Source organism: Streptomyces sp. NPDC003379, assembly GCF_053589195.1.
On the sequence record NZ_JBSFRK010000006.1, the window covers coordinates 30,624 to 43,966 of the forward strand.

At 70.2% G+C, this 13,343-nt stretch carries 11 protein-coding genes and 5 tRNA genes; 13 read left to right on the top strand and 3 right to left on the bottom strand.

The genetic code is table 11. The features are described 5' to 3' along the window. Positions 1 to 3 precede the first annotated feature (3 nt). Complete coding sequence (locus ACWDVB_RS07510) at positions 4 to 3,909, bottom strand: nitrate- and nitrite sensing domain-containing protein (RefSeq protein WP_451515748.1); 3,906 nt, start codon at positions 3,907 to 3,909, stop codon at positions 4 to 6. Between the two features lie 575 nt (positions 3,910 to 4,484). Here ACWDVB_RS07510 and ACWDVB_RS07515 point away from each other — a divergent pair. The 9 genes from ACWDVB_RS07515 to ACWDVB_RS07555 all read left to right on the top strand — a co-directional run bounded on the left by ACWDVB_RS07515 (position 4,485) and on the right by ACWDVB_RS07555 (position 8,525). Beyond that, positions 4,485 to 4,685, top strand: a complete 201-nt coding sequence (locus ACWDVB_RS07515) for a hypothetical protein (RefSeq protein WP_451515749.1) — start codon at positions 4,485 to 4,487, stop codon at positions 4,683 to 4,685. A 145-nt stretch (positions 4,686 to 4,830) separates the two neighbouring features. Then, the gene (locus ACWDVB_RS07520) at positions 4,831 to 5,619 is read left to right on the top strand and encodes a fumarylacetoacetate hydrolase family protein (protein ID WP_451515750.1); all 789 of its coding nucleotides are present in this window, start codon (positions 4,831 to 4,833) and stop codon (positions 5,617 to 5,619) included. Next, positions 5,612 to 7,099, top strand: coding sequence for a glutamate--tRNA ligase (gene gltX, locus ACWDVB_RS07525; RefSeq protein WP_451515751.1), 1,488 nt, complete (start codon positions 5,612 to 5,614; stop codon positions 7,097 to 7,099). The genes ACWDVB_RS07520 and gltX overlap by 8 nt, the downstream gene beginning before the upstream one ends. Positions 7,100 to 7,184: 85 nt before the next feature. Next, entirely contained in the window at positions 7,185 to 7,913 is a 729-nt protein-coding gene (locus ACWDVB_RS07530) for an HAD family hydrolase (protein WP_451515863.1), read from the top strand. A gap of 87 nt (positions 7,914 to 8,000) precedes the next feature. After that, positions 8,001 to 8,072: transfer RNA gene (locus ACWDVB_RS07535), tRNA-Gln, on the top strand. Between the two features lie 40 nt (positions 8,073 to 8,112). Next, positions 8,113 to 8,185, top strand: a tRNA-Glu gene (locus ACWDVB_RS07540). Positions 8,186 to 8,247: 62 nt separating this feature from the next. After that, positions 8,248 to 8,320, top strand: a tRNA-Glu gene (locus ACWDVB_RS07545). A gap of 32 nt (positions 8,321 to 8,352) precedes the next feature. Beyond that, a tRNA-Gln gene (locus ACWDVB_RS07550) sits at positions 8,353 to 8,424 on the top strand. A 28-nt stretch (positions 8,425 to 8,452) separates the two neighbouring features. After that, positions 8,453 to 8,525 (top strand) — tRNA-Glu (locus ACWDVB_RS07555). Positions 8,526 to 8,566: 41 nt separating this feature from the next. On the opposite strand, the gene ACWDVB_RS07560 is transcribed toward ACWDVB_RS07555, so the two are convergent. Beyond that, positions 8,567 to 9,223 carry a MerR family transcriptional regulator gene (locus tag ACWDVB_RS07560; RefSeq protein WP_451515752.1) on the bottom strand — a complete coding sequence of 219 codons (657 nt, stop codon included), beginning with the start codon at positions 9,221 to 9,223 and terminating at the stop codon, positions 8,567 to 8,569. A 117-nt stretch (positions 9,224 to 9,340) separates the two neighbouring features. Here ACWDVB_RS07560 and ACWDVB_RS07565 point away from each other — a divergent pair, with 117 nt between their 5' ends. Beyond that, positions 9,341 to 9,826, top strand: coding sequence for a DUF4188 domain-containing protein (locus ACWDVB_RS07565; RefSeq protein WP_451515753.1), 486 nt, complete (start codon positions 9,341 to 9,343; stop codon positions 9,824 to 9,826). Between the two features lie 95 nt (positions 9,827 to 9,921). On the opposite strand, the gene ndgR is transcribed toward ACWDVB_RS07565, so the two are convergent. Then, on the bottom strand, positions 9,922 to 10,638 hold the full coding sequence (ndgR, locus tag ACWDVB_RS07570) for an IclR family transcriptional regulator NdgR (RefSeq protein WP_451515754.1): 717 nt from the start codon (positions 10,636 to 10,638) through the stop codon (positions 9,922 to 9,924). Between the two features lie 181 nt (positions 10,639 to 10,819). On the opposite strand from ndgR, the gene leuC reads away from it, so the two are divergent. The 3 genes from leuC to ACWDVB_RS07585 all read left to right on the top strand — a co-directional run bounded on the left by leuC (position 10,820) and on the right by ACWDVB_RS07585 (position 13,327). Next, complete coding sequence (gene leuC / locus ACWDVB_RS07575; RefSeq protein WP_451515755.1) at positions 10,820 to 12,244, top strand: 3-isopropylmalate dehydratase large subunit; 1,425 nt, start codon at positions 10,820 to 10,822, stop codon at positions 12,242 to 12,244. A gap of 5 nt (positions 12,245 to 12,249) precedes the next feature. Next, complete coding sequence (gene leuD / locus ACWDVB_RS07580) at positions 12,250 to 12,843, top strand: 3-isopropylmalate dehydratase small subunit (protein WP_451515756.1); 594 nt, start codon at positions 12,250 to 12,252, stop codon at positions 12,841 to 12,843. Between the two features lie 247 nt (positions 12,844 to 13,090). Continuing rightward, entirely contained in the window at positions 13,091 to 13,327 is a 237-nt protein-coding gene (locus ACWDVB_RS07585; RefSeq protein WP_223776996.1) for an SCO5555 family protein, read from the top strand. Positions 13,328 to 13,343 lie beyond the last annotated feature (16 nt).

Consider the following 13,343-nt stretch of genomic DNA (forward strand, 5'->3'; position numbering starts at 1 on the left):
CAACTAACGCTCCTGCTGGTGAGTGGGGAAACTGCCGGTCTGGCCGGTACCGGCCTGGCGACCCTGCTGGATGCCCCGACGGAGATTCGTCAGCCGGCCGCGTACCTCTTCGGGCGCACGCGATACCTGCGGACCTGTGCTGTCCTGCTGCTGCTGTGCCGTGCCCGCGACCAGATTGGCCCGCGGGACGCGGCGCGGCAGTCCGGATGTGGTGATGCCGCCCGCGGTGGGCTGGCGGACGCGCTCGGCCTGGCGGCCCAGCTCGTCGTTGGGGGAGGAGCGCCAGCCGGCGGGGTTGCCGGGGTTGGCGCCGTTCTGGGAGCTCTGGGGGTTCTGGGCGCTGCCGTTGCCGGGTGCGGCGGGCGGCGCCTGGCGGGCCCGCGACGGCAGCGGACGCTGCCGGCCGGGACCCTGGGGCGCCTGCTGCTGGGCGGGGTCGGCGGAGCGGCCGCCGCCCTGGTGGCCGTGCTGGGCCTGCTGGGCCTGCTGCTGTTCCTGCTGACGGCTCTGCTGCTCGGCCTGCGCCCGCTGGTTCTGCTGCTGCTGAAACCAGTTGGTCTCCAGCGTGTCGTACAGCGGCGTACGACCGTCACCGGGACCGGCGGCGGGCAGCAGGTCATCGGGCTGCGAGGAGGCGGCGGGCTGCGGAGGCGTCGGCTGCTGCTCGGCGGGCTGCGGCCGCTGGGGGGTGCCCTGCCGGGGAGCGCCCTGCTGGGGATCGCCCTGGCCGCGGCGCGGCGCCGGCGGACGCGGCACGGTGTAGTCGGGCATCTCCCGAGTGCCGTGCTGCGCGGGCCCGTTGCCCTGGTTCGGCGACTGGCTCTGCGGCTGGTCCTGCGACGGGCTCTGCTGCTGGTTCTGCGGCTGGTTCTGCTGCGCACCGTGCCGACCCTTGCGGCCCTGCGGGGCGTCGCTCTTGCTGCCGAAGACGTCGGAGCGTACGAACTGGCCGGTGCCCTGGTCCTGCGGGGCAGGCGTGCCGGGCGGCGGCGCGTCGAAGTCCGGGCGGGCGAACTCGGCCGTGGAGCCGGGACCCTGCCGGTCGTCGGGGGCGGCCGTGGGCTGCGCGAACTGGCCGGTGGACTCGTGCTCCTCGTGACCGCGCGGGGCGTCGAAGGGCTCGCGCGACACCTGCGGCTGCGCGTTCTCGTCGCTCCAGCTGGGCACGCGCGGCTGCGGGTTGCCCCCGGGCAGCTCGGCACGCGGTCCTCCGCGAGGCGGTAGCTGTGGCCTGCGCCCCTGGTCACCGGCGTCGGCCGACGGGTTCATGGCGTTCGTACGCTGCTGGGGAACCGGAGGCTGCTGCGCACCGCCACCACGGCCACCCTGCGGCGCCTGCGGCTGCTGTCCCTGTGGCTGCTGAGCCTGTCGGCCCTGCTTCCCCTGAGGCGCGGCCGGCGGACGCTGCTGTCCGGCGTCCCGCGCGGGCAGCGCGGCCCGCGGACCCGGACCGGCGACCTGCGGACGCGGCGCACCGGCACCAGGCCGACCCGCCCCGCCCGGACCACCGGCACCCGGACCACCGGGGCCCGCGCCGGGCCCACCGCCGAGCGCGGGACCACCACGGCCGGGGCCACCGGCCGGGCCGGGACCGCTGCCGAGCGCCGGACCGCCGTTGCCGGCACCGACCCCGCGGCGCGCGGCCGCGGCACCCGCGGCGGCCTGAGCCGCGGCGGGACCACCGGTCGGGCCGGGGGCGCCGGGCTTGCCGGGAACCTTCTTGCCGCCCTGGGCGACATCGACGGGCAGCATGACCAGCGCGGTCGTACCACCGGAGTCGGAGGGACGCAGCTGAATGCGGATGCCGTGGCGCTGCGAGAGGCGGCCGACCACGAACAGACCCATGCGGCGCGAGACGGAGACGTCCACGGTGGGCGGCGAGGCGAGCCGTTCGTTGATCGCGGCGAGGTCCTCGGGGGAGAGGCCGATGCCGGTGTCGTGGATCTCGATCAGGACGCGGCCGTCGGGCAGCGCGTGACCGGTGACCTTGACCTTGGTCTGCGGCGACGAGAACGACGTCGCGTTCTCCAGCAGCTCGGCGAGGAGGTGCACGAGGTCGTTGACGACGCGTCCCGCGCACTCGGTGGCGGGCACGGCGGAGAGTTCGATGCGCTCGTACTGCTCCACCTCGGACGCGGCGGCACGCAGCACGTCGACGAGCGGCACGGGCCGGGTCCAGCGGCGGCCGGGCTCTTCACCGGCGAGAACGAGGAGGTTCTCGCCGTTACGGCGCATGCGGGTCGCGAGGTGGTCGAGCTTGAAGAGCGAGGAGAGCTGGTCCGGGTCGGCCTCGCGGGACTCCAGCTCGGAGATGAGCGAGAGCTGGCGCTGGATGAGGCCCTGCGAGCGGCGCGAGAGGTTGGTGAACATCGCGTTGACGTTGCCTCGCAGGAGGGCCTGCTCGGCGGCGAGGCGGACGGCCTCGCGGTGCACGTCGTCGAAGGCCGCGGCCACCTGGCCGATCTCGTCCCGGGAGTGCACACCGACGGACTCGACGGAGGTGTCGACGTCCTGCGGGTCGGACTCGGAGAGCTGCTTGACCAGCTCGGGCAGGCGGTCCTGGGCGACCTTGGTCGCGGTGTCCTGGAGCCGGCGCAGCGAGCGGATCATGGACCGGGCCACGACGAACGCGCCGACGAGCGAGACACCGAGCACGAGCAGGATCAGCGCACCGTTGAGGATGGCCGACTGCTCGGACTCGTTGCGCAGCTCGCGGGCCTTCTGCTCCATCTCGCCGAGCAGCGTCAGCTCGATCTTGGACATCGCGTCGATCTTGGTGGCGTCGGTGTCGACCCAGTCCTTGTACGACCGCTTGTCCTGGAGCTTGATGCCGCCTTCCTGCTCAAGGACGCGCTTGGCGTACTCGTTGGCGGTCTTGATCGGGCCGTTGCCGCCGTCGAGGGGCTTGGTCAGCTCGTCCGCGTTGCCCGCGTAGATCTTGCTGAACGTCTGGAGCTGCGAGCGCTCCTTGTCGTTGGCGCTGAGGCCGAAGGTGCGGTCGGTCTCGGAGATCTTGCCGTACTGGGTGTCGTTCGCGGGCAGGGCGGCGGCGATGATCGCCCGCTGCACGGACGCGTACTCCTTGGCCGAGGAGAAGGCGGCCAGGGCGCGCGTGCGCTGGATCATGTCCGGGTTGCTGGTCGCCTGCGCCATGTCCTGCGACAGCGCGAGCAGCTGCTCGACGAGCTGGCTGTACGCCTCGACGGTCTGCGAGGTCGAGGCGTCGTCGCTGTAGGCGTCCTTGCGGACCTTGTTGATGCCCTGGAGCTGCTGGGTGATCTGGACCGCGCTGTGCCGGACGCCGAGAAGGCCCTTCTCGCCGTCCGTGTCGTTCAGGTCCTGGGTGCCCTGGAGGAAGTTCCGGTAGACGCGGTCGGTCTTGTCGCGCGCGCCCTTGACCGTGTAGTCCGTGGCCTTCGCGCCGTGCGCGAGGGGGCCCGCGGACTTGTCGCGCTCCTCCTGGAGCGCCGCGGCCAGCGCGGTGGCCTGCTTGGTCATGTCGGTCAGCCGCTTCATGTTGTCAAGCTGCTGAATCTCGTCCAGGGACGAGTTGATGCGGAGCGCGCCGAGCGAGGTCGCGGTGATCACGGGGAGGGTGAGCAGCGAGACCAGGCGGGTGGAGATGCGCCAGTTGCGCAGGGCTATTCGCGGGCCGGGTCCGGTGGGCGACTTGGCTCCGGACGCACCCTTGCCCTTGCCCTTGGCAGGGGCGGCCGTCGGGCCGCCGCCCGTCACGGCCTGGCGCGCGGCGCCGGTTCCGTCGCCGGGCGCGCCCGGGCCGGGGTTCTGGGCGTGCTGGGGCGAGGAGCCGCGGTCGGTCCCGCCGCGCTCCGGCTCCGCTGCGGAATCCCCTCGGCCGCGACCGGCCTGGGGAGACCCCTTGCCATCCCTCTTGAAACGTCCCTGCACTAGCGTCGCAACCTCTGGACCAGGCGTCCTGCCGGATAACGGCGGGACGGTGTCGGCGTCGTGGGGCGTCAGGCGCCCCATGGGTGGTCGTGAGTGACCGGCGCTGCTCCCCTCTTCCCGCCGCCACTCGGCGCTGCGTTGCGCCTCTGCGCGCCGGTTCGATCCCGCGGCGGTCCCGGGAATTCCAGCACAGTGCAGGATCTCCAACAAGGCCCGTGTGTCGCGCCGCGACGTACGTGACGCCGCGTGAGTGAGGGGTCACGAGACGTAGAAAGTGATCCAGGAGAAAACGGACTCATCCCCGCAAAGGCGCTGCCGGGAGGGGGTGTCCCAGTCTTCATGATCAGGAGCGGAATGGTGCCTTCAGTGGCGCAATGTCCGTTTCCAAGTGGTGGGCGGGCGGCCTGCTTTGACCGTTTTGCCCGCTCCTTCGTGAGCAAACTCACATGAAGATCATGGCTTCTTCCGGACTTTCGCCGGGAATTGGATGTTTAGCCTGACGCTTTACAGGGATGGCGAGACCGACAAGCCGCGTCCGTCAGAGGACGCCTCAACCGACAGGGCCTGAACACCAGATGAAGACCGTGAAGTCGACGATGTTCCGCAACATAGCCAACCCGCGCCGCACCACCCTCGCGCACCTCAAGGACGCCGACGACGTCCAGAGCGCGCCCGAGCAGCCGCAGCACGCCGTGGAACTCCCGGCCCAGACGGCCAACCCCAAGCGCACGATCCTCATGGACGCCCCGGAGGCATTCAGCCCGTCCGGCACCTGATTCCAGCCGGTCCGGCATGTGAGGACGAGCCGCGAAGCGGCGACAGGCACCGCTCGCCCGAGGCAGGGTCACACGCAGGCCGCAGGCCCCCGCGTTAGCCTGGAGTGTCACACTCCAACCATCCCAGCAAGGGGCTAAGGCTCACGTGCGCATCGCCAGGTTCTCCATCGACGGCAATGTCGCTTTCGGCGCGGTCGAGGGCGACAAACCGGACGAACTCGTCGTCGACATCATCAAGGGCAGTCCCTACGTCGCCGACTTCGAGCTCAGCGGTGTCAAGGTCCCGCTGAGCAAGGTCCGGCTGCTGCCCCCCGTCATCGGCCACAAGATCGTGGCCTTCGGCCGCAACTACGGGGAGCACGCGAAGGAGCTCGGCAACGACGTCCCCGACGTCCCGTTCGCCTTCTTCAAGCCCGCGACGTCGATGATCGGCTCCGGCGACGCCATCACGTACCCCTCGTTCTCCGAGGAGCTGCACCACGAGGCCGAGCTGGCCGTGGTCATCGGCCGCATGTGCCGCGAGGTCCCCCGCGAGCGGGTCAAGGACGTGATCTTCGGCTACACCTGCGCGAACGACGTCACCGCACGCGACGTGCAGCGCCGCGAGAAGCAGTGGGCCCGCGCCAAGGGCTTCGACAGCTCCTGCCCGCTCGGCCCCTGGGTGGAGACGGACATCGACCTGGCCACCGCCAACGACCTCACGATCCAGTGCACGGTCAACGGCCGGCAGCGCCAGCTCGGCCGCACCAGCGAGATGATCCACTCCATCGAGGATCTGATCGTGAACATCACCGAGGCCATGACGCTGCTCCCCGGCGACGTCATCCTCACGGGCACCCCGGCAGGCGTCGGGCCCCTCAACGTCGGCGACGAGGTCGCCGTCACCATCGAAGGCATCGGCACTCTCACCAACAAGGTGATCAAGCGTGGCTAACGCGACTCCCGGCGACACCGTCCGGGTACGTTTCTGTCCCTCCCCGACCGGCAACCCCCACGTGGGCCTGGTCCGTACCGCTCTGTTCAACTGGGCCTACGCCCGGCACAACGGCGGCAGCCTGGTCTTCCGTATCGAGGACACCGACGCGGCTCGCGACTCGGAGGAGTCGTACGAGCAGCTGCTCGACTCGATGCGCTGGCTGGGCTTCGACTGGGACGAGGGCCCCGAGATCGGCGGCCCGCACGCGCCGTACCGCCAGTCGCAGCGCATGGACGTCTACAAGGACGTCGCGGCCAAGCTCCTGGACGCCGGCCACGCCTACCCCTGCTACTGCACCACCGAGGAGCTGGACACCCGCCGCGAGGCCGCCCGCGCCGCCGGCAAGCCGTCCGGCTACGACGGCCACTGCCGCGCACTGACCGGCGAGCAGATCGAGGCGTACGAGGCCGAAGGCCGTAAGCACATCGTCCGCTTCCGCATGCCGGACGAGGCCACCACCTTCACCGACCTGGTCCGCGGCGAGATCACGGTCCAGCCGGAGAACGTCACCGACTACGGCATCGTGCGCGCCAACGGCGCCCCGCTGTACACCCTGGTCAACCCGGTCGACGACGCCCTGATGGAGATCACCCACGTCCTGCGCGGCGAGGACCTGCTCTCCTCCACGCCCCGGCAGATCGCCCTCTACAAGGCGCTGATCGAGCTGGGCATCGCCCAGCGGATCCCCGCGTTCGGCCACCTGCCGTACGTGATGGGCGAGGGCAACAAGAAGCTCTCCAAGCGCGACCCGCAGGCGTCCCTCAACATCTACCGCGAGCGCGGCTTCCTCCCCGAGGGCCTGCTGAACTACCTGTCCCTCCTGGGCTGGTCGTTCTCCGCGGACCAGGACGTCTTCTCGATGCCCGACATGGTCGCGAAGTTCGACGTGGCGGACGTGAACCCGAACCCCGCCCGCTTCGACCTGAAGAAGGCCGAGGCGATCAACGCCGACCACATCCGCATGCTGGACGTGAAGACCTTCGCCGAGGCCTGCGAGCCCTGGCTGAAGGCCCCGCACGCCAACTGGGCCCCCGAGGACTTCGACGAGGCGGCCTGGGCGGCCATCGCCCCGCACGCCCAGACGCGCCTCAAGGTCCTCTCCGAGATCACGGCCAACGTCGACTTCCTGTTCCTGCCGGAGCCGGTCTTCGACGAGCCGAGCTGGACGAAGGCCATGAAGGAGGGCTCCGACGCCCTCCTGCGCACGGCCCGCGCCAAGCTGGAGGCGGCCGACTGGACCTCCCCCGACTCCCTCAAGGAGGCCGTCCTGGCCGCCGGCGAGGAGCACGGCCTCAAGCTGGGCAAGGCCCAGGCCCCGGTCCGCGTCGCCGTCACCGGCCGCACGATCGGCCTGCCCCTCTTCGAGTCCCTGGAGATCCTGGGCAAGGAGAAGACCCTGACCCGCATCGACGCGGCCCTGGCGAAGCTCACCGCCTGATCCGCCGGTACGCGAACGAAGGGCCCGGAAGCCGAGACGGCTCCCGGGCCCTTCGCATACCGTCGGTGCCATGCCCATCAAAGCCATGCCCATCAAAGCCGTGGTCTGGGACATCGACGATACGATCTTCGACTACGCGCGCGCCGACACCACCGGTATGCACGCGCACCTGACGGCCGAGGGGCTCCTGGAGCGGTACGAGTCAGCCGAGCGCGCCCTTGAGCGGTGGCGGCGCCTCACCGAGCTGCACTGGGCCCGCTTCGGCGCCGGAGGGGTCACCTTCGAGGCGCAGCGCCGCGACCGCGTGCGCGACTTCCTGGACGCCCCGGGGCTGAGCGACGCCGACGCCGACGCGTGGTTCCACCGTTACGTCGGTCACTACGAATCGGCCTGGTCGCTCTTCCCCGACACCCTGCCCACCCTGGACGCCCTCGCCGACGGCTACCGCCACGCGGTCCTCTCCAATTCCGCCCTCGTCGTCCAGGACCGCAAGCTGCGCCTCCTCGGCGTGCGCGACCGCTTCGAGGCCGTCCTGTGCGCCGCCGACCTCGGCGTCTCCAAGCCCGCCGCCGAGGCCTTCCACGCGGTCTGTACGACGCTGGGGCTGGCCCCCGCCGAGATCGCCTACGTCGGTGACCAGCCGGAGATCGACGCCAGGGGCGCCCGGGACGCGGGCCTCCTCGGGATCTGGCTCGACCGCAACGGCGCGGTGCGGGAAGGCCCCTCGGGCGTACACCGCATCACGCGCCTCTCCGAGCTTCCCGCGCTGCTGCGGACGGATACCCGTTTTGGAGCGCCGTCCACCTTCGGGTAATGTTCTTTCTGCGCCGCCCGAGAAGGCCGAAAGGTCCGGCAGGGAAGCGCAAGTCAAACAGAACCCCCACAGGGGGTTGCGTTTTGATGGCCTATGGTGTAATTGGCAGCACGACGGTTTCTGGTTCCGTTAGTCTAGGTTCGAGTCCTGGTAGGCCAGCTCGCAGAGCTCATCTGCAAATGTGGATCATGTCCACGAAGCCCCCGTTGTGTAGCGGCCTAGCACGCCGCCCTCTCAAGGCGGTAGCGCCGGTTCGAATCCGGTCGGGGGTACAGATCCTTCCCACGGGAACAGATCGGGTCGCACCCACTGTTCCTGATGCAGGATCGCTAGGGCCCCCGTTGTGTAGCGGCCTAGCACGCCGCCCTCTCAAGGCGGTAGCGCCGGTTCGAATCCGGTCGGGGGTACTGCTGGTCACGGACTCTGGTCTAGACCACATTGGGCTATGGTGTAATTGGCAGCACGACGGTTTCTGGTTCCGTTAGTTTAGGTTCGAGTCCTGGTAGCCCAGCTGGATCAAGTGAAGAAGCAAGATCCTTGCCCCCGTTGTGTAGCGGCCTAGCACGCCGCCCTCTCAAGGCGGTAGCGCCGGTTCGAATCCGGTCGGGGGTACAGAGACGACAAGGGGCCTTCCCACTGGGAGGGCCCCTTCGTCATTCCTCCGTACTCCCTTGCGCGTAGCGGCGGTTGGACTCCTCCGCCTGCGCGATCCGGCGCAGGGCGAGCAGCACCGGCTCGTACAGCACCGTCAGCGCCACCGCCGCCTCCAGCTGCTCGTCGGGCGACTCGTACCGCTCGATCAAGTCCAGGTCGGCCACGGCGAGTTGGTGACCCGAGCGGGCATAGGGCGCCAAGTCCTCGACGGCGCACGGGTATCCGAGCCGCGCCAGCGTCCCGACAGCGGTCACCAGCATCCGGTACGCCGGCGACTCGGCCGCGTAACCCTGGGCGTTCTCCCAGCCGAGCCGGGCGAGCAGCGCGTCCACCGTGCGGCGCGCCTCCTCCTGGGCCGCGTCGTCCCCGGCGGGCTCCGGGCCGTGCGGCAGGGCCCACACGGCCGTGCCGAGCCGGGAGTTGTGGTCCAGGGACTCGTCCTCCAGGGCGGCCAGCACCTCCCGCGCCGACGCGATCGGCACTCGGCCCACCTGGATCAGCGCCCGCACCAGCCGCAGCCGCTGGAGATGGGCGTCGTCGTACTCGGCCTGGGTCGCCGTCACACGACGGCCCGGCGGCAGCAGTCCCTCGCGCAGGTAGTACTTGATCGTGGCCGTGGGGACCCCGCTGCGCCGGCCCAGCTCCGCCAGTCTCATCGGCTCGTACTCCTCTTGCGTCTGCCCTTGCGTCTCCCTTTGGGGAGTGGCACTATCCAATCATGGATAGCGGGGCTATCCAATGTTCGGCCAGGGCTCTACCAAGGGGGAACCGTCATGAGCGACAAGCCGATCGAAGGGCGCATGACCGCCGAGGCGACGGGTGAGGTGGTCGTCTTCCACATCGGGATGCGCGTCAACAAATTCCTTGCCGTGCGCAGCTGGTGGCCCGTCTTCCTGGCCATGCCGCGCATGCTCAAGGAACTGTCGAAGGACCCGGAGAGCGGGATGCTCGGATTCCGGCTGCTGCTCGGCGGGCCGCGTCTGATGTACGTCGTCCAGTACTGGGAGTCGCAGGAGAAGCTGCTGGCCTACTCGGCGGCACAGGACAAGGCCCACCGGCCCGCGTGGGCGGCCTTCAACCGGCGTGTCCGGGAAGGCAAGGGGAAGGTCGGCTTCTGGCACGAGACGTATGTCGTGCCGGCCGGCGCCCATGAGGCGGTGTACGTCAACATGCCGGCATTCGGCTTGGGGAAGGCCACCGGCGTGATCCCGGTGGGCCGCCGCGGGGAGCGGGCGGCCGATCGTCTCGGGGCGGCCTGAGGGACTTCGGGGAGTACGCGGGGAGTGAGTGCGCGGGGAGTGCGCGTTCGGAGGGGCCGCCGCGGCGTTGGGGCGGCCCCTCCGGCGTACGTACGTCAGCTGGAGCGGCGCAGGGCCTCGGAGAGGCGGCCGGCCGCGTCGATGACCGCCTGGGCGTGCATGCGGCCCGGGTGGCGGGTCAGGCGCTCGATCGGTCCGGAGACCGAGACGGCGGCGACCACGCGGTTCGAGGGACCCCGCACGGGCGCGGAGACGGACGCGACGCCCGGCTCCCGCTCGCCGATCGACTGGGCCCAGCCCCGACGGCGTACGCCCGATAGGGCCGTCGCCGTGAAGCGGGCGCCCTGGAGGCCCCGGTGCAGGCGCTCCGGCTCCTCCCAGGCCATCAGGATCTGGGCGGACGAGCCCGCCTTCATGGTGAGCGTCGAGCCGACCGGGACCGTGTCCCGCAGGCCCGAGAGGCGCTCCGCCGCCGCCACGCAGATGCGCATGTCGCCCTGGCGGCGGTAGAGCTGCGCGCTCTCGCCCGTCACGTCGCGCAGATGCGTGAGGACCGGGCCCGCCGTGGCGAGCAGGCGGTCCTCGCCCGCCGCCGCCGCGAGCTCGGAGAGGCGCGGGCCGAGAATGAAACGGCCCTGCATGTCCCGCGCCACCATCCGGTGGTGTTCCAGTGCCACGGCCAGTCGGTGGGCCGTGGGTCGTGCGAGTCCGGTGGCCGCGACCAACCCCGCGAGGGTGGCCGGACCGGACTCCAGGGCGCTCAGGACGAGAGCCGCCTTGTCGAGAACGCCGACGCCGCTAGAGTTGTCCATGCGTCGATACTCACGTCTCACTCTGTGAAACGCAAGTTCAATTTTCCGTGGAACGCGCCACTCTGTACGAGCGATCCGCGGACCAACGGATTTCGCAGCCGACGTGCGGTACGAGGGGTACGCGCGTCGGCGGACAGATTCTCTAGTTGGGCCGGCGATGCGGCCGGTCGGAGGGAAAGCGATGGGTAGGACACTCGCGGAGAAGGTCTGGGACGACCACGTCGTCCGGCGCGCCGAGGGCGAGCCCGACCTCCTCTACATCGATCTGCACCTGCTGCACGAGGTGACCAGCCCCCAGGCCTTCGACGGCCTGCGGCAGGCCGGCCGGCAGGTGCGGCGGCTCGACCTCACCATCGCGACCGAGGATCACAACACCCCGACCCTCGAAATCGACAAGCCCATCGCCGACCCGGTCTCGCGGGCGCAGCTGGAGACGCTGCGCAAGAACTGCGCCGACTTCGGCGTGCGCCTGCACCCGCTGGGCGACGTCGAGCAGGGCGTGGTCCACGTGGTGGGACCGCAGCTGGGCCTGACGCAGCCGGGCACCACCGTGGTCTGCGGCGACTCCCACACCTCCACGCACGGCGCCTTCGGCGCGCTGGCGTTCGGCATCGGCACCTCGCAGGTCGAGCACGTGCTCGCCACCCAGACGCTGCCGATGGCCCGCCCCAAGACCATGGCCATCACCGTCGACGGCGAACTGCCCGACGGCGTCACGGCCAAGGACCTGATCCTCGCCATCATCGCGAAGATCGGCACCGGCGGCGGCCAGGGCTACGTCCTGGAGTACCGCGGCCCGGCCATCGAGAAGCTCTCGATGGAGGCCCGGATGACCATCTGCAACATGTCCATCGAGGCGGGCGCCCGCGCGGGCATGATCGCCCCGGACCGCACCACCTTCGACTACCTCCAGGGCCGCGACCACGCCCCGCGCGGCGAGGACTGGGACGCCGCGGTGGCGTACTGGAAGACCCTCAAGACGGACGACGACGCGGTCTTCGACGCCGAGGTGTACATCGACGCCGCCTCGCTCGCGCCGTTCGTCACCTGGGGTACCAACCCGGGCCAGGGCGCGCCCCTGTCGGGACACGTCCCCGATCCCGCTTCGTACGAAGACGCCTCGGAGCGCTACGCCGCCGAAAAGGCCCTGGAGTACATGGGGTTGGCCGCCGGGCAGGCGCTGCGCGACATCAAGGTCGACACCGTCTTCGTAGGTTCCTGCACCAACGGCCGCATCGAGGACCTGCGCGCGGCCGCCTCCATCGTCCAGGGCCGCAAAGTTGCCGACGGCGTACGGATGCTGGTCGTCCCCGGCTCTGTCCGGGTCTCCCTGCAGGCCGTCGCGGAGGGCCTGGACAAGGTCTTCACCGCCGCCGGCGCCGAATGGCGGCACGCGGGCTGCTCGATGTGCCTGGGCATGAACCCCGACCAACTGGCCCCCGGCGAGCGCTCGGCGTCCACGTCCAACCGCAACTTCGAGGGCAGGCAGGGCAAGGGAGGCCGCACCCACCTGGTCTCCCCCCAGGTCGCCGCCGCCACCGCGGTCACCGGCCGGCTGACCTCGCCCGCCGACCTGACCGACGCCCCCGTGACCGCCGGAGTCTGAGAGCCATGGAAGCATTCACCACCCACACCGGCCGGGCCGTTCCGCTGCGCCGCAGCAACGTCGACACCGACCAGATCATCCCCGCCCACTGGCTGAAGAAGGTCACCAGGGACGGCTTCGAGGACGGGCTCTTCGAGGCCTGGCGCAAGGACGAGAAGTTCGTCCTCAACCGGCCCGAGCGGCAGGGTGCCACCGTCCTGGTCGCCGGACCCGACTTCGGCACCGGCTCCTCGCGCGAGCACGCCGTGTGGGCCCTGCAGAACTACGGTTTCAAGGCGGTCGTCTCCTCCCGCTTCGCCGACATCTTCCGCGGCAACTCGCTGAAGAACGGCCTGCTCACCGTCGTACTCGACCAGAAGGTCGTGGACGCGCTGTGGGAGCTGACCGAGAGCGACCCGCAGGCCGAGGTCACCGTCGACCTCCAGGACCGCCAGGTCCGCGCGCAGGGCATCACCGCCGACTTCGAACTCGACGAGAACGCCCGCTGGCGGCTCCTGAACGGCCTGGACGACATCAGCATCACGCTGCGGAACGAGCCGGACATCGCCGCGTACGAGACCGGGCGCCCCGCGTACAAGCCGCGGACCGCGCGGGTCTGACACCGCGCAACAACCGCAACGCCCTGATGTACCCCCAATCGTGGACGGTTGGGGGTACTTCTGTGTGTGGGTCCCGAGAGGTGCCCGATGACCTGAACGGGTGGACTCAACTCCCTTGATTCGGACGGAAGAAGAGGCCGGAAATCCCCTTGTACTCGGCCGGACCGGGTACCCTCATGAGGGCGGTGAACGGCGGTAGTTACCCCCTGCGGAGGCGACAACTCGCCCCAGATGGCACAATCGGTGCATGGGACGCGACAGCCAACTCGAGCTCTACAGGCTCGTCGCCGACCAACTGAAGGAAGCGCACTCACGAGTGCGTGCACTGCAAGTCCCGGAGGGCGTACGGATGGCGCTGACCCGGAAGCTGCTGGTCATTACGGCCGCGGCCAAACACGATCTCGCCGATGCGGCAAGGCGTCTGGAGCGATTGATGGCGTCCCTCGACGAAGCTGACGAGGGCCGATTCCCCGAAGACACCTGAGCCTCAAGCCTCAACG